The following is a 23,540-nucleotide window of genomic DNA, read 5'->3' as shown; positions in this document are numbered from 1 at the left end:
ATGTAATCTTTTACGGCCCGTAGCTTCACTTCTGGTAATATTCCTCTAGGCATAATAAAACTCCCCTCCAGATAAACAGTTTTATTATTTCAACTGTCTACCTAAAGGGGAGCATATCACTGTACAGATCTCTTTAATTTTTTTGTTTTCTAAGTTCTTTTTTCCGGGAAATTATTCTGCCGGAAAACCGAACAACTCGCCGTACAATACCGTCATTTCTTCATTTGGTGACTCCGCTGAAACATTTCCAGTATTCTGCAGATTTTCCTTTGTGATTCCTGCTCTCTCTTTTCCCGCCATTCCACCTGCCAGACAATATTCTCCTGACGGAGAAAATTCAGGTTTCTCTTTTATCTCAGCATAACAATGGATATCCGCATGGTTCATGCAATCGACAAGATCGGCGATGATAAGATCCCCGGCCATACCTCCGGTGTATGTTACAACTGTCTGTCCACCTTCTACATCGCTGGTTTTTGTACTCACAGTGATATTGCCTTTATTCGTACACTCTTGTATGGCAATATCAGCTACGCCCCTGCCAATGAGCCCTCCGATGTATGCCATAATCTCCTCTCCTCCATTGACTTTGACATTGATTTTTCCTTCATTCGTGCATTGCTTGAAATACATATGGCTGTTATCGTTGCAGCCACCGACCATTCCGCCTACATATAAATTCATATCGTCAGTATCCTGCGTCATGGAAAAATCTGCTGTGATATTTACTCTGTTCGTACAGTTGTCAAATATCGCCCAGTTTACCTCTGCCGCCAGCGCTCCTGCCTGAAGCCACAGCTCCAGTTCTTCATTATCTATGCCCTGTCCTCCCCGCAAGACAATCGTTCCTTCCAAGGTCAAATCAGAAATCGTCACGGCATTCGTATGGCTGCCCCCTTGCAGAACTCCAAAAAGGCCAATATAATATTCTTCATTCTCCATATACAGCTCTTTCTCTATCGTAAGCCCTGATATCGTGTGCCCGTTTCCGTCCAGCGTTCCTGTAAACGGTTCTTCTATCGTGCCGATCGGCGTCCAGTTTTCTCCGCTGATATCTATATCTTTTGTCAAAATGTAATCGCCGTCCAGATCATTAGCGATGGCTTTCAGGTCTTCTTTCGTGGAGATTGGCTTCGCGTCCGGATTATCCGGGTCATCAGAATCATCCGGGTCGGTTGGCTCCGTCGGCTCCGTGCTGTCCGTCGGGTCAGTCGGTTCTGTCGGCTCTGTGCTGTCCGTCGGATTGGTCGGTTCTGTCGGCTCTGTGCTGTCCGTCGGGTCTGTCGGTTCTGTTGGCTCTGTGCTGTCCGTTGAGTCAGTTGGCTCTGTCGGTTGCTCCGGATCTGTACTGTCAGCAGACACCGTCAGACGACATGTTGACTGATAACTGCCGCTGCAAACGATGATATCCGCCGCACCTTCCTTTCCTGTGGTGATGTACGCCGTCCGGCCGTCGCTGTCCACAGACGAAATCTCTGCCACTTCTGTATCAGAAGATTCCCACTGTAAGTCTGCGTCTTCCACTGTAACCTGACACTCTGCCGTGGTGCCGTCGGTGGTCGTTGCCGTGACCGTGGTCGTTCCGGTGCGGACGCCCCGAATCAACCCGCCGTTATATACTTTCACAACGGTTTCGTCCGCAGAGCTCCAGTGAATCCTCTGCATATCGTTGCCTTCTGTGATATCGGCGTCCAGTATCTGGCTGTCGCCGTAGAAACTGTCCGGTTCGGCGGTAATCTCCAGCTCATCTCCCACATTGACCTCTGTCTCTTCTCCCGCCGACAGGGTGATGGCCTGCCATCTTCCTTTTAAGGTGAGATGATCAGCAGCGAGCGTCAGTTTGGTCGGTACCTTTTCATCGTCGGAACTGTCTCCGCCCGGTGTGTCAGAATCATCAGGGTTTGGATTGCCGGAATCTCCCGGAGACTGGTTATCACCCGACGTACCGGAGCCGCCGCCCGGATTTCCTCCCGGCTGGTTCCCGGTATCGCCGCCCGGCTGTGTAACCGCACTGCCGCCGCCAGAGATATTACTGCTGTTGAAGTTCCCGCCGGTATGATTCTGTCCGTTGGAACTGCCGGTATTACCACTGTTGTTTTTATTGCCGCCAGTGGAACCGCCATTTTGCGGCACAGCCTTTTTCACCATAATCTTACACTTCGCTTTCTTGCCGTTTGGCAATTGGGCGGTAATGATTGCCTTTCCCTTTTTCCTGGCAGTTACCGTTCCATTCTTGGAGACAGACGCCACCTTTTTCTTAGAGGACTTCCATTTGATTTTCGCTGTGGAACCTTTCGGCTTCAATTTCGTTTTTAAGCGAAGGGTCTCGCCTGCGTGCAGAGTTACTTTCTTTTTATTAAGACTGATTTTCTTCGCCTTTAATTCTTTAACCTTAATCTTCCAGGTTACCTTTTTACCGTTAGCGATTCGGGCAGTAATCTTAGTCTTCCCTTTTTTCTTCGGGGTTACTTTGCCATCCGGAGAGACTGTCGCTACCTTTGGCTTGCTGGAAGTCCAGGTGATTTTTTCGTTCGCGTTGGACGGCGTCAACTTTACTTTCAATTTCAACGCTTTCCCTGTTGTGGCTGCAGTAATATTTTTTGTTTTTTTCGTCTTTTTAATGGTCTTCGCTGTTCTGACTACCTGCTCTACATTTCCTCCTGCGGCAGATGACGCTCCGTTACTGGAATTTCCCTGTGCCCCGGAACCGGAAGCCGCCGTCACCGTCACCTTACAGCTGGAAAATGTCTGTCCGTAAGAAGATTTTAAGGATAAAGTTACCGTACCCGGTCTTTTTCCAGTCAGCACGCCGTTTGTGGTGATTGACGCCACAGACGGATCGCTGCTTGCAAATGTAATGACTTCTCCCGCTAAAACAGGATTCTTCCGATAGGGGATCGTCAGCGTCTCCCCCACCGATACCGTGTAGGATGGCTTTGGAGTGGTGAGATATCTTATATACTCCATGTGGAAATCATACCCCATAGCGTTATTCCACTGTTCCAGCCGACGATAGATATCTGAATATTGTTCTACATAATATACCGTATCGTCCGCATTGATAAATTTGAGAGGGTCCGGATCAACCTTCACTATACTGTATGGCAGTACAAGTATTTTTAAATTCTTACATTCGGCGACTGCCGATGCTTCCAGCCAGCCGACCGTATCCGGAAGTTCCAGCTCTTCAAATCCGCAGTCATAAAATGCCCAATAGCGAATCCTTTGTACATTTTGGGGCCAGAGAATCGTCTTCAGGCTGGTACATTTATAACAGAATCCTTCCGGAATATTTGCCAGCAATATTTTTGATAAATCAATTTTTCTTAAAGAAGAACAGTAAGCAAAGGCAAAACCTCTTATTCTTGTAACTTCTGTCTCTGATTGTTTTAAAGCCACCTCCTCCAATGAACTGCAATATCCAAAGGCATACTCCCCAATCTGCGCTACATTTTCCAGATTAATTTTCTTCATCGCCGTACATTGATAAAAGGCATAATCTTTTATTTCTTTGACCGAAGCTGGAAGGACAATCTCCTGTACAGTTGTATTCTTACCACTCTGCCCAGTGAATTTCTCCACTTTTGTAACCGGATACATTGTCTCTATCGTATCCGTTCTGGAATTGGAAATGTATGACGGAATCTCCACCTTTGACGCTGTACCTGTATATCCTGTGATAATGGCCTCATTATTTTCATCCACGCGGAAAATCAGTCCGTTTTCTGAAATTCCTCCCAACGTAACATGAACAGTCATAACATCCCTTGATCTGATATCTCCGGCAATGCCTTCAATCTGAACCGTTCCGTGAGATATGGCAGTAAGCTTATTTCCCTCAATGCGGACAATATTATTCTCCTTCACCATATCATAGCTGTCCTCATCCCCGGAATCATCATTCTCCGTAACAATCCCATAATCCACATAATTATCTTTCGCATCTGCCGGAATCACTTCCAGATCCAAGGTATACGTCTCGCCCGGGTCTAACTCCACTTCGTACTCCGGGAATACGGCGCCGCTCACCTTACGATTCTCCGGCTTCAACCCTTCCATATACATACAGATCGCATTTTTCCAGACGCTGAGCTGATCCTGATACGATTTTACCTGATCGGCATACTGTTTATAGTCGTCGCCTCCGGAAAAGCTTTGCAGGAAACCGTGAAGTCCTGAATTATATGTCACTTTGGCAAAGAGCAGGGAAGCCTGACAATCGGCGTCCAACAGAATCGTGAAAAAATCCCATCCGGCATTAAACACGCCGGCAAGCTTTTCACTCTCTTCTGTTACTTCTCCACAACTCTGACTATATTCCAGTCCCAGATAATACACCGTATCTCTTGCCACTTTTTCCAGTTCCCATATGGCCGCCAGCTTCGCGTAGGCATCGCTGATCGCATCCGGACTGAACACCTGTTCCAAAACAAAACCTTCAATGTTAAGAGCAAGTCCTATGACGCTCAACTCCGGAAACATCACACACAATCCTTCCCAGAGTACATCAAGAGAATTTTGCATAATGCGGCTCATGGCCATCTCTCCCGTTTGCAGTCCCACTACAATATTGATGGCATTATCCGGATTTTCCTGCTGTTCCCGATAAACCGCAACTATCTTATCCAGCGCTGTTTTCAGATGCTCATTATTGGTACGCTCTTTCATTTCTTCAAGAAAGTCAACGATTTCTTCCTGTAAAGATAATATTTTCTGTAAACTTTCTGCATACTGAACAACTTCAAGAGCGTCTGTCGCATAATCAAAAATCTTATACAGTACTGCTTCTGCATTCTGCAGCCCCCGCAATCCTTTCAGCGCATTAAGGTAGTCTGTATCAGAAATATCATTTTTACCCAGTTCTTGCAGTTCTTCCAGCGCGTCTGTCTCTGCGCCAACGGCTGTTCCCAGCAAATTTTTTGCAATATTGATCGTCTCTCTGTCAACTTCCTGCTCGCTGCTGTCCCAAAAGCTCTGATCGTTCATCTGCTCAAACAGAAGAGACATCAATGCCGCCTCATAATAATATTCCGGATGTGAACGAAAATTTTCATTATTGGCAAAATTGATGACGGACATCAGGCTTGTGTATCCCAATCGCGACCTCGCTTCCTCTATAAGATAAGAAGCCGGATACTTTTTATTCAGATTTCTCCTATATTCATCCGCATCTGACTCACCGATAAAATATTCATCATATTTCTGTAATCCGAGAATCCTGTCCGCCCGCCTCATAATCGCAGGACGAGTAACACTGTCCTCGTTGTCAGCTGTATCTCCCCCATTACCCGCTGCCTGCATACCACCCCCGGCCATCGCTTCGACAGCTGTATGCGCCCGGGCAGAAATTTCCGGAGTAATCGCGGTATTCAGAATCAAAATTGATATCAGAATAAAACATAATACTCTTTTCATGTGTCTTCCTCTCCCCTGTTTTTTATAATATTGCCAAATAATTCTTACATATTTATGGATATTATAACATAAAAAAACGTGTGCCAAAACTGTTTTCTGTGACGAATCACAGGCTGTTTTTGACACACGTTTTAAATATTTTTCACTGTTTCACAACCATTCAATGATCAAAAGCGCCGCCTACCGGAAGATCAGCTGCGCAAAATCCCGGATGCACTGCCGCCATACGTTCCAGTCGTGGATACCGTGGTAGATGCGGCGGGTGTGGGTGATGCCATGCTCTTCCAGCATTTTGTCGTCGGCGTCGAAGAAATGCCGGTACGGGTCTTCGTCGCCGATGGCCCGGAAGTAGACCGGGAAGGTGCGGGCGAAGGCATCGGCGTCTTCCAGAATCCGCAGATGTTCATTGCTGCCCGGACCGCGGTCCACCATATCAAGCTCGGTACCCTGCATCATATCGGTGACAAAGCCGCTGAAGATGCCCAGAGCACTAAAGTATTCCGGATGGTTGAAGCCGATGATACTGGTCTGGAGAGAACCCATGGAGAGTCCCGCCATGGCACGGCGTTCTTTACTGCCACCGATGCGGAGTTTCTGTTCCACAAATGGAATGACGTCTGTAAGGAGCTGCTTCTCCAGCAGCATGAAGTCCACGATGCGGCGGCCGTCTTTGGTGACAGTCTGGACCATTCCGTTGCACATGACCACGGCAAAAGGCACGGCTTTCTTCTCCGCAAATAGATTATCGAGAATAAACTGTACTTTGCCGGCGGTGGTCCAGCTGGTCTCGTTTTCACCGTGGCCGTGCTGGAGATAGAGAACCGGGAAAGTTTTATCCGGCTGTTTCTCGTAATCGGCCGGCGTGTACACAATACAGCTCTCCCACTCTTCGGTTACCGAAGAATAGAAATATTCCCGGCGGACACTTCCGTGAGGGACGTCTTTTATGTGCCAGAAATCATCTCCTGAGACCTCCGGGCATCCTTCCGCACGCGGATCTGTACTACTGTCTGAACTCCCGCTTTCCGCGTATTCCGCTTTTCTTGTGTGGCTGTCTTTTCTCTTTTCTCCGGCATAGGCCGTCGCAGGCAGCTCCACATAATTGTACGGCCTGCTGTAGCCGTAGCTGATAGGAAGGAGGGGCGTCAGCACCTCCGCACCATCCAATTTAAGCTGTACGTAATGGTGCCCGGTCTGAAACGGCAGCTCCATCTCCCAGACGCCGTCTTCCCTGCGGGTACACGGATATTCCTCGTCAGATATGACCACAGCAACGGTGCGGGCCTCCGGCGCCGCCAGACGAAGAAATGCCCGGCCGTCCGGACGAATCTCACAGGCAGGCACCTGTCCTTCCCACGGAAGGACACGGTCGAAGGCCAGCGCCTGTTCTGCAATGTTATACTTCATATATTTTCACCTCTCTGACAGATTCGCTGCCAGCAAGGCAGCATCTGCCGCTGCGCCCTGAAGATATCTGCCAGAGCAGTTTCATTCAGAATGCTATTTAAACTGGCATGTTTCTTTATTTCAGTGCTGCCAGGGCCTTTGTCACCAATTCCCAGGTACGCTGTACGGAGGAAATGCTCAGTACCTCGTTGACAGTGTGGATACCTTCCATCTGCGGTCCGAGAGATACGGCGTCGATGTCACCCATCTTAGAAGCGAAGAGGCCGCATTCCAGGCCGGCATGGATGCCTTCCACCACAGGATCTTTGCCATAAAGTTCGCGGTAAGTGTCCACCAGAACGTCACGGAGACGGGAATCTGCACGGTACTCCCATCCCGGATACGGGCCGGTGATTTCTGTGGAACCACCCAAAAGAACGGCGAGAGCGTTCATCTTATCAATGAGGAACTGTTTCTCATGCTCGCTGGCGCTGCGCACTGCGTAAGATAAATCTACAGAATCCTCGTTGGTATGAAGGATTCCCAGATTCAGAGAAGTCTGAACCAGACCTTCAATCTCCGGATTCATTCTCTGAATTCCTGCCGGCATATGAAGAAGCGCCTGAATCACTGCGGAGGTATCTTTTGCTGTGAGCGCCTGCACATCAGCGTTCTGTGCCGCACCGTCAGCTTCCACATGAATGGCCGCATTCGGATCTGTCACTTTATATTCTTCTGCCACAATCGCAAATGTTTCCTGAATCTTGTTTTTTACCTCTTCTGCCTTGTCAGCCGGAACAGCAATCTCCGCCTGGCAGGATAATGCGATGGCATTGTCTTTCTCACCGCCATTGACGGAGACGATTCTTATATCGTTCATAACGCCGTAAAGAAGTCTTCCCATGACCACGTTGGCATTGGCACGTCCTTTGTCAATCTCTACGCCGGAATGTCCGCCGGAAAAACCATCGATGGAAATGTTCATAGCTGTCATGGATACATTTTCTCTCTCATATGGGAAATGACAGGTTACAGTCGCGCCGCCGGCACAACTTACTGTGAAAATGCCCTCATCCTCAGAGTCCATATTTAAGAACAGACGACCCTTGATGTCAGAAACATCCATGTATGCGGCGCCCAGCATACCGATTTCTTCATCGACTGTGAAGATTGCCTCGATCGGAGGATGCGCCATATCCGGATCATCGAGAATAGCCAGGCTGTAAGCCACGGCGATACCGTCGTCACCGCCCAGAGAGGTGCCTTTGGCGGAAATCAGATCCCCATTGATCTCCAGATCCAGTCCGTCTTTCTCCATATCTTTCGGGCAGTCGGCAGTCTTTACTGCCACCATATCCATATGACCCTGCAGAATAACTGGTTCTGCATTCTCATAACCCTTAGAACCGTCTTTCCAGATAACTACGTTAAACTTCTCATCCTGACGGCATTTTAAACCTCGCTCTTTTGCAAAGTTTACCAGATAATTACTGATCTGCTCCACATTTCTTGAACCATGAGGAATGGAACAGATTTCCTCAAAATACTGAAATACCTTTGCAGGTTCCAATGCTGATAATACTCCCATAATGTCCTCCTGTATTTGTACAAATATTTATTGTCAATGGGGCGCCTGCCAGATACATTTTCTGCCGGTGCCACATATTGATACCTTCTTCATGTATCCCGGATTCCGGCGGCTATTTCTTTTTGCCGGCAGCCGGGAAATATTCCGCGCCCCGCTTCTCCACCTGTCCTGTCTTTACCATATAGGAAAGAAGCTGATCCGCAAAATCTCTGGCATCCTTCACCACCGCCTTGTTGGCAGAAAAAGGCTGCCGGGCTTCCAGCCCTTCACAAAGCTTTGCCGCCTGTCCCAGAGTGATGGCGCTGTTCTTTTTCAGATATTTCTTTACCCGGCCCTGACCTTTGCTGAATAAAAGCTTCATCAGATCGCCGGACTGATTCTTCTGCCGCACGATGCCCCAGCCATAAATGAGCATGGTCACCAGGGCAAAAAAGATAATTCCCAAAATGATCGTACTGATTTTCATTTATCACTGCTCCCGTTCAGAAAAACCACGTATCCGTTACTTTCCAAAATTTTAAAATAAGATGCCAGACGCTCATAGAGCTGATCAGCTGCACCTTTGTGGGTATTTTTCAGAATCTGGCCAATCTCGTAAATGGTTTTCTTACCGTCAATCTGCTGCCAGACGCAGGTGCCATACTTATCCAGCTTGATAAAACTGTACCGGGGACGCTTAAAAAACTTCTGGGCAATGGTATTATAAAAACCAGTGTTCTCCACGGTCACCTCCACCAGACCATTCTCATCCAGCTCCCATTTCTTATCGTTGATTTCAGGGATTCTGTCCAGATAATTCTCCTGTTTTTTCTTTTTCTTCATGATACTCCTTCTCATTTTGCCTGAGGCAGATACACAAACGCTCTTTCCTCGTTACATAGCACTCTTTTCATATGGAAAAGGACACTGCCGCATTTATCTGCGGCAATGCCCCCTTATCATAGTACCTTCTGTTTTATGTGTCAATTACTGCGCTTTCTTTTTGCGGCAGAAATAGAACAAAGTGGCAAGGAGCAGCACAAATGCGATAATGCCGACCCAGTTTCCTACTGTAGCAAAGCTGTCTCCATAAATGCCGGAAATATCGATATTCAGATTGAATACAGCGACAATGGCAAGAATGATACCGACTATACCTTCACCGGCAATCATACCTGCAGAATAAAGCACACCGGATTCCACACAGTGGCGTTTCTGCTCTTCATTGTCATATTTTCTCTTTTCTTCCATAAACCATTTAATAAGACCGCCCACAAAGATCGGAGCACTCAGATGGATCGGAAGATACAGTCCGATAGCGAAGGCCAGTACCGGAATACCAAGAACCTCAACGGCAATGGCAATAAATACACCCATGAAAATAAGTGTCCATGGAAGAGTTCCGCCCATAACGCCTTCCACAACCATCTTCATAAGAGACGCCTGCGGAGCAGGAATCATTTCAGAACCAAATCCCCATGCCGCGTTGAGCAGGTACATAACACCGCCGATGGCAAAAGCTGCCACAACAGCACCGAGAATCTCACCGATCTGCTGAAGCTTCGGTGTTGCTCCAACGATGTAACCACATTTCAAATCCTGTGAAGTATCACCGGCAATAGCCGCAATGATACAGATAACTGTGCCGACTGTGATGGCGCCGACCATACCCTGTACGCCTGTCATACCGGCTGCCTTAAATACAAATGTAGTGATGATCAGTGTGGCGATGGCCATACCGGACACCGGGTTGTTGCTGCTTCCCACGATACCAACCATACGGGAAGAAACCGTAGCAAAGAAGAAACCAAAGATGACCACGATGACAGCTCCCACCGGGCTGATCGGAATAGCCGGAACCAGCCACATAACAACGGCCACGATCACAACACCGATCAATACGGTACGAAGAGAAATATCCACCTGGGTTCTCTCGTTGGTATCCATATGTTTTCCGAATCCCTTGATCGCCTTGGCAAAAGTTCTCACCATGGTCGGGAATGTCTTGATCAGACTGATGATACCGCCGGCTGCCACGGCTCCGGCTCCGATGTAACGGTTGTAGCTGCCCCAGATACTGGACGGATCCAGCTGATTAAACGGAATCGCATTGCCCGCTGTGTCCGTCACTGAGGACAACGCATCCCCTCCAAAGAAGGAAATCGCCGGAATCAGTACCAGGTAAGAAAGAATACCGCCGGCAAACATATAGCTGGAAATCTTCAGACCACAGATGTAGCCGACACCAGCCAGGGCAGGAAGAACATCCAGACCTACGCCGCAGGTATAATTCTTAGCATAAATATCAAAGTTAACTTCACTCGGGAATAATTTCAGTCCGTCTGCAATAAACTTGTAAACAGCTGAGATACCCAGTCCGGCGAAAACCACCTTGGACTTCTCGCCGCCCTCTTCACCGGCCAGAAGTACCTCCGCACAGGCAGTTCCTTCCGGATACGGCAGGGTTCCGTGTTCCTCTACGATTAAAGCTGTACGTAATGGAATCATAAAAAGCACACCGAGGATACCACCGCATAAAGCGACAATAGCGATGGAGAAAAATCCCGGTTCATTGGTCTTTCCTTCCGCTGCCCACATGAAGATGGCCGGAAGGGTGAAAATTGCTCCGGCTGCCAGAGACTCTCCGGCAGAACCGATGGTCTGCACCATGTTGTTCTCCAGGATGGAATCTTTTTTCATGATCACGCGGATAACACCCATGGAAATAACCGCCGCAGGAATGGACGCGGATACTGTCATACCAACCCGCAGTCCCAGATACGCGTTTGCTGCACCAAATACCACCGCAAGAATAAGACCCAGTACAACGGATGTCACAGTGAACTCCGGCACAATCTTATCTGCAGGAATAAAAGGCTTGAACTCATTTTTGTTGTCCATACTTTTCTCTCCTATTCTAGTAAAGTAATGTAGTACAAAAGCTATTATACTAACATCACTTAAAAAAATAAAGTCAAAATTGAAATATGTATAATTTTCCTAAAAATCCAATGCATTTTTTATAAAAAATTGACGAAAGGATACGGAAAACGCTATGAAACATTCCATATTATATTTCCTCTGTTTTTCTTTTTTATTCTTTTTCACCTGTATCTTTTTCTCCGCCTGCCATTTTCTTCCTGGTCAGAAAGGTTCTTCCTCTCAGAACACTTCTGAACCGGCTGCCGGAGCGGATAAGACCGGAGGCGAAGCTGGTGAGGGAACTGTCAATTCTTCCGGAGAAGGAAGCGGCGCCCCGGACTCTTCCGGCGCAGACGGCTCTGACAATCATTCTCAGGGTCAGGCTTCCACCGAATATGTGGATCCTTCCACCCTGCCGAATACCATGGCTTCCTGGTGGTTTAAACGCAACGAAGAACACCGGACACCGGAAGTTCAGAACGAAATCGATCTGACAAAGTATGACGCCTGGTATGCAAAACTAAATTTGAAAGAAGGAGAAAAGCCGGTATTTCTGACCTTTGACTGCGGCTATGAGAACGGATACACTCCCGGAATTCTGGATGTGCTAAAAAAACATAAGGCAGCTGCCGCCTTCTTTGTATGTAAACATTTCATTGAGGATCAGCCCGAATTGATAAAAAGAATGAAGGAAGAAGGGCACGTGGTGGGAAATCATACCGCCAACCATATTTGTATGCCCGAGAGCGATGAGAGGACGATCCGGGAAGAAATTGCCAATAATGCCAATTACATGAAAGAGGCGACCGGATATGAAATGGATCCTTTCTTCCGGCCGCCAAAAGGAGAATACAGCGAACGCACCCTGCAGATTACCAGGGAAATGGGGTATACCACCGTGTTCTGGAGCCTTGCCTATCCGGACTATGACGTGAACAACCAGCCGGGCGCAGACTATGTCATCGAACGGTTCGAAAAGTACATACACCCGGGGGCCATTCCGCTGATCCATAATATATCAGAATCCAACGCGCAGGCTCTGGACACCGTATTGACCAATCTTGAGAAGGAAGGATACACCTTCCGGTCTCTTTATGATCTGTCATCCACCGGAGATGCCTGAGTCAGGAGAGACTCCCTGTGATCTCCGGCATAGTTTCGAAAATTCATTTAGCGCCGGCAAAATCTCGGCAATCTATTTACCGCCGGCAAAATTTCAGACATACATTTACGCGAAAAACTCCTGCAGCACATCCTCCAGCAGCTGCTCCTCTTCCGGGGAGACAGGAGCTTCTACTTTTTTCTTTTTCCTGTTCTCCTCGGCATACCGGAGCAAACGGCGGTTACGGGCTTTCTGGCTGACGGAATCTTCCACAGCCTCCCTGCCGCTTATGGTATTTTCCAGTACATTTTCCAGATAATCGTTCATATTGACGATGACTCTGTGTTTCTTTTCATTGGCTCTGAGAAATGTATCAAGAAACAGCAAACTGCAGGCGGCAGTTATGCCGGTAAGGTACGATATCATTACATCCGCAAGAGGCGCACCCTGCTGGGATGCCGCCAGGGCGCCGGCTGCTCCGGCTATGGCGCAGCCGGCTATGGAAAGTCTCTCCAGCGTCAGCCAGAAAGAACAGGTCAATCCCAGTATCTTTTTTCTCTGGAATAATCGGTCAACAAAAGTAGCTACGTTATTAACCTTTACATTCATCTCATGATAATCTTCATATCTTTTTTTCAGGGAAACCAGCCATTTTTTCTTTGTCTTTCCTATCTGCGCTGTGGACTTTATCATGCTCCTGTAGGATATTTCCAGAATAAACCAGCTGATCACGCCGAGGAAACAGCACGCCACGATTGTTTTCATAAAAATCGTACTATTTATTATGTATTCGAACATTATCTTCCCTCCTGTTCAAATCGAAACAAACCATTTGCTGCAAATCCGCCGAAGACCCCGTTCTTCTTTCGCGGCCGGACAGGCGCCACCGGTCTTACGCCCCTCCCTTTTTGCAGCAGGAACCTTCCGCCAGGATTTTCCTGCCGCGCTGCCGCCTCCTGAAACTTTTTTTCATAAATTGTCTGGCTGGATTTGTCCCAATTATAAGCAATGGAATTTCGTTTGAAAAGGGGGATTCGTTCGTAAAAAAAATCCCTTCTCCTGCAAAAAGGGAAGGGATTTATCATAATCTTCTGTTATTTGCTCATTTTCAGGAACATGGCAGCCAGAAGCTTCACTGTGTGAACGATTGCCTGCTCCTCAAAAGTCTGATAAGACACCGGAGCGCTGTTGTCCGCTTTGTCAGAAATCGCGCGGATAATCACAAACGGCACCTGATTGAGGGTGGCAACCTGAGCCATAGCCGCTCCTTCCATTTCTGCACAGTAACCGCCGAAGGTCTCAACCAGTTCTTTCTTTTTGTCATTATCGGAAATGAACTGATCTCCTGTGACCACTCTTCCCACGAAACACTGAATCTCCGGATTCACGATCTCGCAAGCTTCTTTCGCCATTTCCACCATCTCTGTATCCGCCTGGAAAATGGACACCGGCAGATCCGGAATCACGCCCCGCTCATAGCCAAGTCCTGTCACATCAAAATCATGCTGCAGGGCATCGCTGGAGATCACGATATCTCCCACATTGATATCTTTATAAAGTCCGCCTGCCACGCCGGTATTGATAACCATGTCCACCTCGTAGACATCCACCAGAATCTGCGTGCAGACCGCCATATTGACCTTGCCCACACCGCTCTTTACCACAACTGCCTGCTGATTCCAGAGTGTACCGTGATAAAATGTCATCCCTGCCAGAGTCTTTGACTCCGCATCTTCCATCTGCTGGATCAGAGAGGAAACTTCTTCTTCCATTGCGCCGATCACGCCAATACAAACCATATCTATATCCTCCATTTTCTTTTTATGTGCTGCTTTACTCAGTTCATGTGTGATTCTCACACACATTTGTTTGTACCAGTATAACATATTTTTTCAGCTTGTGTACACCCTAAACTGGAATACAGATTTTTGTTTCGGGGAAACCCCGCCATTTTCCGGCTTCCCACAACAGATCCTGTATGTGAAGAAAATGAAATTCTCGCTAAAATACCTTAAATTTTTCGTAACATTTCGTAAAATTTAACTCTGTGAATTTGTAAAAAAAGGTGCTATACTGTTTTCACTAAATATTTCACAGTACAGAGAAATCTCCATCTCTGTGTGAGACCACATTTTTACAATTTTCAGCCGGGGTGTTCCCCGCTGAAAGTTGAGCCTCCGGCGGATCGCAGAGGCGCGCAGATGAAAGCTCCTTCGGAGCGCGCGCCTTGCGGCAAGTACGCCGGTGGCGTACTTGAACTATTTTTATAGAAAAGAGGATATAACACATGTACAGTTACAAGACCAGAGGAACTTGTTCCAGAGAAATACAGTTCGATATTGATAATAATATCATCAAGGAAGTACATTTTGTCGGCGGATGCATGGGAAATACCACCGGTATCAGCGCCCTTGTAAAGGGAAGAAATGTTGATGAAGTCATCAGTACTTTAAAAGGTATTGACTGCGGCGGCAGAGGAACATCCTGCCCGGATCAGCTGGCTCAGGCTCTTACAGCATATAAACAGCAGATGCAATAATTTTCAGGAGGCATGTTGTATGAAACGTATTCTTTTAACCGGCGGAGGAACTGCCGGACACGTCACACCTAATATGGCTTTGATTCCGGGACTAAAGGAAGCCGGTTATGATATTCATTACGTCGGTTCTTATAACGGGATCGAGCGGAGATTAATTGAAGACATGGGGATTCCTTATCACGGAATCTCTTCCGGAAAGCTTCGCCGGTATTTTGATATCAAAAATTTCTCAGACCCTTTCCGGGTGCTGAAAGGATACGCGGAAGCCTCCCGACTTATGAAAAAGCTGAAACCGAATATTGTTTTTTCCAAGGGCGGTTTTGTGGCCGTTCCTGTGGTTCTGGCGGCCAGAAGACGGCATATTCCTGTCATCATCCACGAGTCTGACATGACGCCGGGCCTTGCCAACCGTATCTGTATCCCGTCCGCCACCAAGGTCTGCTGCAACTTCCCGGAGACTTTAAAGAATCTTCCGGAAGACAAGGCGGTCCTGAGCGGTTCTCCTATCCGGAAAGAGCTTTTTGACGGCAGCCGGGAAGAAGGTCTTCGTCTCTGCGGCTTTGAGGGGGATAAACCGGTTCTCATGGCTATGGGCGGAAGTCAGGGCGCCGCTGCCATCAACAAAGCGCTGCGCTCCAATCTGGACGCGCTGCTCAGGCAGTTTGATATCATCCACCTGTGCGGAAAAGGTAATTATGATTCTTCTCTGGAAGATAAAAAAGGATACAAACAGTTTGAGTACGCCAAACGGGAACTGCCGCATCTGTTTGCCATCACCGACCTGATCATCTCCAGAGCCGGCGCCAACGCCATCTGCGAGCTTCTGGCCCTAAAGATACCAAACATTCTGATTCCGCTTCCGGCTTCTCAGAGCCGGGGCGATCAGCTCTTAAACGCCGCTTCCTTTGAGAAGTCCGGTTACAGCTACGTTCTGCAGGAAGAAGATATGACCGATGACAGTCTCTTAAAGGCGGTACAGTATGTTTATGACGAACGTGAGGAATACAAACAGGCTCTGGAAGAGAGCCGCCTCAACGACTCCATTGCGATCATTACAGATTTGATTATCAAATATTCTAAATAAGAAATAACGCCGGGTATTCCGGCGTTACAGGCTGTAGATAAAGATGGAGAAGATTTCACGCCAGAGGAATTGCATAAAATCGAAGAATAATAACTCCTAACACATTTAAGGCTCCAAAATCCACTTGGGGCCTTTTCAAACATTTAATAACTTACCATCAGGAGGTGCAGCATGGAGAATAACGGAAATATATTGATTTATCAGACAGAAACCGGAGAAACCAAAATAGACACTTATTTTAATGATGAAACTATCTGGATGACTCAGAAAAGCATTGCGGAATTATACCAAACTACTCCCCAAAATATTATTTTACATATAAAAAATATTTATTCCGATGGTGAATTAGATGAGAATTCAACTTGTAAGAATTACTTACAAGTTCAAACCGAAGGGACACGCAAAGTACAAAGGAATGTAAAAATATATAATCTTCAAGTAATTTTAGCCATTGGATACCGAGTCAGGAACAATATTGGTATGCATTTTAGAAATTGGGCCTCTTCTGTACTTTCTGAATATATGAAGAAAGGCTTTGCCCTCAATGATGAACGACTTAAAAATCCTAGAAAATTCGGAGAAGACTATTTTGATGAGCTTCTTGAAAGAATTCGGGATATCAGAGCTTCTGAAAAACGAATGTATCTCAAAATACGTGATATATTTGCTACGTCAGTAGATTATGACCCAAAAAGCAAACAAGCTCAATTATTTTATAAAACCGTTCAAAACAAGCTTCACTATTCTGTACACGGCCATACTGCTCCAGAATTAATATTTGAGCGGGCCGACGCCACCAAAGACAATATGGGATTAAAATCTTTTAAAGGTTCTAAGGTAAGAAAATCGGATGTGACAATTGCAAAAAATTATTTGAATCAAGAAGAGATTAGTAATTTAAACAGGATTGTAACTATGTATTTAGATTATGCCGAAGATCAAGCCAAACAGCACATTCCCATGTATATGAATGATTGGGAACAACGCCTTAATATGTTTTTGCAATTTACAGGAAGGAAGGTTCTTGAGTCAGGAGGTACGATAAGCAGAGAAGAAGCTGACAGATTCGCAAAAGAACAATACGAACTGTTCGACCATAATAGAAAAAAACTAGAAAATAGCAAAGTAATTATAGACGATTTGCCAACGTTGCCTCATCATTCATAAGAACAATTATTCCCTGACTGCTATTTTTATATCCTTCTCGATTCTGCTCTCGACACTGATATCAAAAACAAATATCTGAAATTTATCGTCAGCAGAATCGAGTTCAGCTGTGAAAACAAGGATAAATTCATATTATATGTCAATCTCAAGTCCCACCGGACAATGATCAGATCCCATGACTTCCTTATAAATCAGAGCATCTTTCATCTGCTCTTTGATCCGTTCTGACACCACAAAGTAGTCAATACGCCATCCGGCGTCCTTCTCCCGCGCCTTAAAACGGTAGGACCACCAGGAATAAGCCCCTGTTTTATCCGGATAAAAATATCGGAAACTGTCCACAAATCCGGCGTCCAGCAGCTCGGAGAATTTGTCCCGCTCTTCCTGAGTAAATCCGGCGTTCTTTTTGTTGGTCTTCGGGTTCTTCAAGTCGATCTCCTCATGAGCCACGTTCATATCTCCGGTCACGATCACCGGCTTATGGGCATCCAGCTCCTTCAGATAATCCCGGAAGGCATCCTCCCACCGCATCCGGTAATCAAGTCTTGCCAGCTCTGACTGAGAGTTCGGCGTATACACGGTCACAAAGTAAAAATCTTCATATTCCAGTGTGATGACTCTTCCCTCATGGTCATGCTCATCGATACCAATACCGTATACCACTTCCAGCGGCTTTTTCTTCGTAAACACAGCAGTGCCGGAGTACCCTTTTTTCTCCGCATAGTTCCAGTAACATTCATAACCTTCCGGGCAGAAATCAATCTGTCCTTCCTGCAGTTTTGTCTCCTGTACGCAGAAAATGTCCGCGTCCGACTCTTTAAAAAAATCTTCAAATCCCTTTTTCATACAGGCCCGAAGCCCGTTTACATTCCAGGATATCAGTTTCATGATCCTATTCTCCTATCTGTCATTTATATTTTCAGCGGTTTCGCCTGCCGGCAATGTTTCATCCGCACAGCGATATCGTCTCTTCCGGGCCGCCGGCTTTTCGCCCGGGCTGTTACCGGTATTCCATCCTGATGGAAATATCATTTCCTTCCACGGTCACATGTCCCACGCTTCCGCAGACCAGCGGCATCATCGGAGCCAGATGTCCCAGGTCCACATCCATGATGATCGGAACGTCATAGTGGGCAAGAACCTCCGTTACCGCCCGATATTGATCCATACCCATCATCTCCTCGCCAAAGCAGAGCGGGCGGCCGATAAGAAAGCCCTTTGTGTATTTAAACCAGCCGGCATGTTCCAGCTGCCAGATGGCTCTCCGGATACTCATGACATTTAAGTCACAGGACTCCATAAACCAGATGATACCGTCTTCTTTATATTTCTCATTGAACGACGCGACCTTATCAAACTTTGTGCCGCAGAGCGTTACCAGGCAGTCCAGGCAGCCGCCCAGCAGCCGCCCTTCCATCTCACAGTCCCTATCCGGAAAACGTTTTAAGACTTTCATTTCTGTGAGATTGTACGGCTCCAGAGGATTTTCCTCTGTCTTGAGACTTTCTTTCTCCCACAGGACATATCCGTGAACTTCCTGCTTGCTTCCGGTAAGCAGTCCATAGGCGTCAGCAAGGCTCTCATGCCACGGCTCCATGCCAAAAGCTGCCGCGCAGGGACCGTAGATGGATGCGGTATCACAGAGGGTGGTCAAAAGAAAGGTGAGGTTCGTGTTATCAGAATAACCCATGAACCACTTCGGCTCTGCCTGGCGGATGCTGTCAAAATCCACATGATCAAGGATGCCGCACATAAGCTCCCCTCCTCCGCAGGATATGAGCACGTCATTTTCCTGTGAAGTATACCACTGATTAAATTCTTCCGCACATTTTTCCGGCGTATTACTGATGCCGATACCACTGCCCTCGTACACATTTGGGCCACAATTCAAATTGTATCCTTTTTGTACCCAAATTTCTGCAGAATGGTCGAAAGCTGTTTTATATGGCTCAATATTGCACCCGAAAGATGGCGCCACAAAGCCTATTGTTCCTTTTTCAGGCAGAAATTTCCCATATCTCATCTTTTTCTTGCCCCTTTCTTTTACATTTTTATTCTTCTGTTTATTGCGTTTTATTACAAATTTGTTAACAACTATTGACAAATGTTAATAGTTGTATTAATATATGTCAGGTAAGCGTTAACACATTGACTAAAGGAGATCTATTTTGAGAAAATTATATTCAGGAATACCTATTCATATATTTGCGCTGGCACTTACCTGCGGCGGTCTTTTTTTTGCACCTGCTCACCTTCATGCCGAAGAGGCAACTGATGTTCAGGTAGCAGCCACCCAGAATACAACTATTTCTACAGAAAATACTATCACAACTTCCACAGATGGGACAAGCAATTCTGATGAAATTATTTCAGAAGACAAAAACACACCGGATTCTGATATTCAGGATGACAATTCTCAGGGAAGTACTTCATCTGATAACAATAATTCTGATAACAATTCTTCCGAAGAACCCGGTCAGGGTTCTTCCACCGGGGGAACAACCACAGAAACGCCGGCCACTCCGCCGACAGAAGAACAGAAACCGGCCACTCCGGCTGCTCCGTCCACACCGGCGAAACCAGCCACTCCGACAAACTCCGGAAACAGTTCTTCCTCAGCATCACAGGCTCCGGCTTCCAACACAACTTCCGGTAATTCCGGCAAGTCTTCCAAGAAATCTGAGAATACCAACTTAAATCGTTGGCTGAAGATTTGCGAAAACATGGGAAAGAATCTGAAAAAGAAGAAATTCAAATACAGCAACAGCGGAACCCGTTCCACCTATAAGGGTGCCCTTTCCAGCGGAAAAAAATCCAACTGCGCGCTTTATGTTTCCTGGTGCCTGCAGCAGTACGGCGCCCTGAAAAAAGGCAGAACATTTTATGTGCGTTCCAGTGGTTCTCTGAAAAAGAATTTTGGTAAATGGGGCAAAAAGGTAAAAGTCATCCGCGTCAACAAAACCTGTTCCTCCACAGACCTTCAGAAGGGTGATGTGGTATGCTGGGCAGGAATCGCCCACTGCAATATCTACGCAGGACGCAATAATTCCGGAGACCGTTTATGGTATGATGCAGGAAAATCTGCCACATACAGCGGACGTTCCGGCAGCCGTTTTGAAAATGTAGGAGCAAAAACACAGGGCTATCTTGATTCCAAACGGATTTCCTACATTATCCGCATTAAAAATCTGTAAAATACATACGCTCATACATTATAAAGGAGCCGTCGGCACGGACAATTTTTCAATTAAAGTTGTTCATGCCGGCGGCTTCTGTTTTATTGGATCAATGAATGATGCCTGAACGCATCGGTTATTCCATAATGGCGTCCACCGCGTCAAGAAATGCCGCGCGCAATCCTGCTCTGTCCAGAGCGTTGACACCGCGGATGGTAGTTCCTGCCGGTGAACATACATTATCTTTCAGGACTCCCGGATGTTCTCCGGTCTTAAGCTGCAGTTTCGCGCTGCCGAGGATCATCTGCGATACCAGTGCATATGCCTGCGCTCTCGGTACGCCGTATTTTACACCGGCGTCTCCCAGTGCTTCGATAACCAGATCAATAAACGCAGGACCGCAGCCGGTCAGTGTTCCCGCGATCCCCATGAGATGGGTTGGTATCTCCTCCACAAGTCCCAGCACAGAAAACAGTTCCATCAGTTCTTTTCTTTCCTGTTCTTCCAGAGAATTCGTCTCCTCAAATAATAAAACGCCTTCTCCCACCATGGCCGGTGTATTTGGCATGATAAACTGCACCCGGGTGGTCTCGTCAAGAAGTGGTTTATATTTTGCATAATCCCATCCGGCCGCAATGGAAATCAGCGCTTTTCCTGCCAGGGCATCTTTATATTCCGCCAGTACCCCTTCAATCTGATACGGTTTACAAGCCATCACAATGGTATCCGCCTCCCTGAGAAGGACTTCCATGCTCTCACAGGCTGTAAAGCCGATGGCCTGTGCATTTTTCTTAAGCTTGTCCTGATGCGGCGCATAGGCGTAAATATCACTGCCGTTTACTTTGCCGCTCCTGATGATTCCTTCCGCGATGGCCTTCGCCATATTTCCCATACCGATAAATCCTAATGCTTTCATGTTCTTTCCTTTCTTTCTGTGTATATTTCTTATTTTCGCCGGGATTTTATTATTATTCTGATGCGGTCCCTTCGTTTACATCTTTTCCGGCTTTTGATGAATGTTTTTCCAGGTGCGTTCATAAATCTGTTTTTCTTCCGGAAAATGCCTGAGAAAACTGTCTTCCGCCGCCACGGCAAAAAGAGCAAATTCCCGGGACAATCCCAGGCTCTCCGGCAGATCCACAGTTTTTTCCCGCAGATCTTCCGCAATTTTCACAATCAATTGATCTTCGGAAATCTTCGCCAGATGAAAAAGCACATTTGTATAACTTTTATCTGTCTTACAGATGGTGATATAGAAATCAAAAAAGTTCATATATTCGTCATACCAGAGATTCTCATATTCCGGATTCTCCTTCTGAAGTTCCGTCTGAAATGTCTCCCTCACCTGTTCCACAAATGTCCGGACTGTCTTTCTGCCAAAAAACGAACCTTTCTGCCCGGCAGCCATCGGAAGCATCGTCCAGAGTTTCAGATAGTTATCAGTTCCGTCCTGCTTTCCCTTTCGGTCTAAGTAGCGGGCTTCCCACAGTTTCCGCCGAAGCTGATCTTCCACCTTTTCTTCTGCGGAAGTCGTTTCCGCCATCCTGTCTTTCAGCATCTCCTGCCTCTTTACGCTGTCGGTTTCCCGGTAATAATTTTCCGGCCATGTGTACTGTACACTGGTCATCCATTTATCTCTGTCGATCATATCTCCTCCCGATATTTTTCCGCTGACATTTCTTTTCCCGATATCCGCTCTTTCAATGGATGATTCCTTTTTCAGGCAGATTACCAGGATTTCCTGCTGCGTTGATTCCAACGTCTTAAGTCTATCACAGAAAAAAAATTTTGTCCCTTTTATTGTAGAAAAAATTCTTCCGTGGTATGCTATAGGGCAGTGACGCCGGCGGCGTCGCTGGGAACAAGAAGACAACCAACTATGGAAAATAATAATTATGCTAAACACATACGACGATATTTTTATCGGGCATCCCGGCAGTTTATCTGCCCAAAAACTTGATATTTTATGGGAACTGGCCGGAGGCGGCGTCCGCATTCTGCGGGTCTACGGGGAACATCCGGTGGTCATGCTGCCGGAAACCATTGAAGGACAGCCGGTGACAGAAATTGGCGCCTACTGTTTTTCCCGTTCCGAACCCCGGCTGCCGGAGCAGTATTTTCATTATCACACAGATATACTACCTGACACAGGTACACGGTCTGATTCAAATGTGCTGCCTGACTCAAATACACAGCCTGACTCTCCGCACGGACCAGACGCCGGGGCATATGAGAAAGCTGCCGCAGATTCCGGACAGCGCTCGCAGCTTTCCTGTCTCAGCGGCTCTTCCGTGGAGGCTGTCTGGCTGCCGTCTTCCGTTACAACCCTTCATAATGCCGCTTTTTATAACTGCAGGAAGCTTCACACCCTCTCCGCAGGTGCCGGCATTCAGTCCATCGGAAGCGACGAATTTATGAATTGTACCAGCCTTTCCAGGCTGATCATGCGGTGCAGTGACACTGAGGCTGAAGGACTGCCTCTTCTGCTGGAACGTTATGCGGAAGACCTTCTGGTCCTGTTTGTACCGGAAGCGGATCCTATTTCCGGCTCTGTTTCGGAAAAACGCACGGAAAATGAAACTGCTTTTTCGAGACAGGCTGCCGTCTCCGCTGCTTTATTTTTTCCGGAATATTATGAGTGGCTGGATGAGATTTCCCCGGCGCACATTTTCAGCAGAAGTATCCACGGGGAGGGGTTTCGCATGCGAAAATGTTTTGAGAACGGCCGCATTAATTATGAAAAATACGACCTTTGCTTCGAGAACGCCCTGAAAGTAGAATCTGATGAATCTCTGTGCCGGATTGCCATTCAGCGGCTGCGATGGCCGAACGGACTGAAAGAAACAGCAGAATCTCTCTATACCGACGCTCTGACAGCCCGGCTTTCCACAGCAATTTCCATGGCCGTAAAAGCAAGGGATCTCCCTCTGCTTCTGTTTCTCTGCGGATATTTTTCCGCCGATGATTACAGTGCAGCTATCTCCGCCTGCGTGGATGCAGACTGGGGCGAAGGAAGCGCCCGGCTCATGGAAGAACAGCACCGGCACGGCAATTTTGCCGGCAAAAATTTTGACTTTGATGATTTTTAGTAACTATTCGGCCACGCGCCTGCCAAAGCAGTACTGACTTATGGCAAGTCTGCCTTTCTAAGGATTCTTGCTCTGGCAGAAACGCACTTTCTT

General features: G+C 47.0%; 18 protein-coding genes. 6 read left to right on the top strand and 12 right to left on the bottom strand.

What is annotated here, in order from left to right; genetic code table 11:
* Window positions 1-171: 171 nt before the first annotated feature.
* The 6 genes from B5E53_RS09780 to B5E53_RS09755 form a co-directional block, all read right to left on the bottom strand.
* Window positions 172-5,415: an Ig-like domain-containing protein gene (locus B5E53_RS09780; RefSeq protein ID WP_087314504.1), complete on the bottom strand. Its 5,244-nt coding sequence runs from the start codon at window positions 5,413-5,415 to the stop codon at window positions 172-174.
* Window positions 5,416-5,595: 180 nt separating this feature from the next.
* The gene (locus tag B5E53_RS09775; RefSeq protein ID WP_087314502.1) at window positions 5,596-6,822 is read right to left on the bottom strand and encodes an alpha/beta hydrolase-fold protein; all 1,227 of its coding nucleotides are present in this window, start codon (window positions 6,820-6,822) and stop codon (window positions 5,596-5,598) included.
* A gap of 115 nt (window positions 6,823-6,937) precedes the next feature.
* Window positions 6,938-8,389, bottom strand: coding sequence for an aminoacyl-histidine dipeptidase (locus B5E53_RS09770; RefSeq protein WP_087314500.1), 1,452 nt, complete (start codon window positions 8,387-8,389; stop codon window positions 6,938-6,940).
* A 112-nt stretch (window positions 8,390-8,501) separates the two neighbouring features.
* Entirely contained in the window at window positions 8,502-8,855 is a 354-nt protein-coding gene (locus B5E53_RS09765; RefSeq protein WP_087314498.1) for a hypothetical protein, read from the bottom strand.
* Complete coding sequence (locus B5E53_RS09760; protein ID WP_087314496.1) at window positions 8,852-9,211, bottom strand: PqqD family protein; 360 nt, start codon at window positions 9,209-9,211, stop codon at window positions 8,852-8,854. The genes B5E53_RS09765 and B5E53_RS09760 overlap by 4 nt, the downstream gene beginning before the upstream one ends.
* A 144-nt stretch (window positions 9,212-9,355) precedes the next feature.
* Window positions 9,356-11,269 carry an oligopeptide transporter, OPT family gene (locus tag B5E53_RS09755; RefSeq protein WP_087314494.1) on the bottom strand — a complete coding sequence of 638 codons (1,914 nt, stop codon included), beginning with the start codon at window positions 11,267-11,269 and terminating at the stop codon, window positions 9,356-9,358.
* Between the two features lie 154 nt (window positions 11,270-11,423).
* Between B5E53_RS09755 and B5E53_RS09750 the strand changes: the two genes are divergently transcribed.
* Window positions 11,424-12,413 (top strand): polysaccharide deacetylase family protein, encoded by a 990-nt coding sequence (locus B5E53_RS09750; RefSeq protein ID WP_242963618.1) that lies wholly within the window; start codon window positions 11,424-11,426, stop codon window positions 12,411-12,413.
* A 105-nt stretch (window positions 12,414-12,518) separates the two neighbouring features.
* On the opposite strand, the gene B5E53_RS09745 is transcribed toward B5E53_RS09750, so the two are convergent.
* On the bottom strand, window positions 12,519-13,190 hold the full coding sequence (locus B5E53_RS09745; protein ID WP_087314492.1) for a hypothetical protein: 672 nt from the start codon (window positions 13,188-13,190) through the stop codon (window positions 12,519-12,521).
* Window positions 13,191-13,486: 296 nt separating this feature from the next.
* Window positions 13,487-14,191 (bottom strand): 5'-methylthioadenosine/adenosylhomocysteine nucleosidase, encoded by a 705-nt coding sequence (locus B5E53_RS09735; RefSeq protein ID WP_242963617.1) that lies wholly within the window; start codon window positions 14,189-14,191, stop codon window positions 13,487-13,489.
* 488 nt (window positions 14,192-14,679) lie between these two features.
* Between B5E53_RS09735 and B5E53_RS09730 the strand changes: the two genes are divergently transcribed.
* The 3 genes from B5E53_RS09730 (at window position 14,680) to B5E53_RS09720 (ending at window position 17,182) form a co-directional block, all read left to right on the top strand.
* Window positions 14,680-14,931: a TIGR03905 family TSCPD domain-containing protein gene (locus B5E53_RS09730; RefSeq protein WP_087314488.1), complete on the top strand. Its 252-nt coding sequence runs from the start codon at window positions 14,680-14,682 to the stop codon at window positions 14,929-14,931.
* A gap of 19 nt (window positions 14,932-14,950) precedes the next feature.
* Window positions 14,951-16,015, top strand: coding sequence for an undecaprenyldiphospho-muramoylpentapeptide beta-N-acetylglucosaminyltransferase (locus tag B5E53_RS09725; RefSeq protein ID WP_087314486.1), 1,065 nt, complete (start codon window positions 14,951-14,953; stop codon window positions 16,013-16,015).
* 171 nt (window positions 16,016-16,186) lie between these two features.
* Window positions 16,187-17,182, top strand: coding sequence for a virulence RhuM family protein (locus B5E53_RS09720; protein WP_087314484.1), 996 nt, complete (start codon window positions 16,187-16,189; stop codon window positions 17,180-17,182).
* Between the two features lie 132 nt (window positions 17,183-17,314).
* Here B5E53_RS09720 and B5E53_RS09715 read toward each other — a convergent pair whose 3' ends face one another.
* Together B5E53_RS09715 and B5E53_RS09710 are read right to left on the bottom strand one after the other, a co-directional pair.
* Window positions 17,315-18,070 carry an exodeoxyribonuclease III gene (locus B5E53_RS09715; protein WP_087314482.1) on the bottom strand — a complete coding sequence of 252 codons (756 nt, stop codon included), beginning with the start codon at window positions 18,068-18,070 and terminating at the stop codon, window positions 17,315-17,317.
* A gap of 112 nt (window positions 18,071-18,182) precedes the next feature.
* On the bottom strand, window positions 18,183-19,205 hold the full coding sequence (locus B5E53_RS09710) for a S66 peptidase family protein (protein ID WP_087314480.1): 1,023 nt from the start codon (window positions 19,203-19,205) through the stop codon (window positions 18,183-18,185).
* 145 nt (window positions 19,206-19,350) lie between these two features.
* On the opposite strand from B5E53_RS09710, the gene B5E53_RS09705 reads away from it, so the two are divergent.
* Window positions 19,351-20,376 carry a hypothetical protein gene (locus B5E53_RS09705; protein ID WP_087314479.1) on the top strand — a complete coding sequence of 342 codons (1,026 nt, stop codon included), beginning with the start codon at window positions 19,351-19,353 and terminating at the stop codon, window positions 20,374-20,376.
* A 118-nt stretch (window positions 20,377-20,494) separates the two neighbouring features.
* Here B5E53_RS09705 and proC read toward each other — a convergent pair whose 3' ends face one another.
* On the bottom strand, window positions 20,495-21,274 hold the full coding sequence (gene proC, locus B5E53_RS09700; protein ID WP_087314477.1) for a pyrroline-5-carboxylate reductase: 780 nt from the start codon (window positions 21,272-21,274) through the stop codon (window positions 20,495-20,497).
* Between the two features lie 75 nt (window positions 21,275-21,349).
* On the bottom strand, window positions 21,350-22,117 hold the full coding sequence (locus B5E53_RS09695; protein ID WP_087314474.1) for a DUF6553 family protein: 768 nt from the start codon (window positions 22,115-22,117) through the stop codon (window positions 21,350-21,352).
* A 136-nt stretch (window positions 22,118-22,253) separates the two neighbouring features.
* Between B5E53_RS09695 and B5E53_RS09690 the strand changes: the two genes are divergently transcribed.
* Window positions 22,254-23,447 (top strand): leucine-rich repeat protein, encoded by a 1,194-nt coding sequence (locus B5E53_RS09690; protein WP_087314472.1) that lies wholly within the window; start codon window positions 22,254-22,256, stop codon window positions 23,445-23,447.
* Window positions 23,448-23,540 lie beyond the last annotated feature (93 nt).

It is taken from the genome of Eubacterium sp. An11 (assembly GCF_002161065.1).
In the GTDB taxonomy this organism is placed as follows: Bacteria; Bacillota; Clostridia; order Lachnospirales; family Lachnospiraceae; genus Anaerobutyricum; species Anaerobutyricum faecale.
This window is presented reverse-complemented; position numbering and strand designations above follow the sequence as displayed.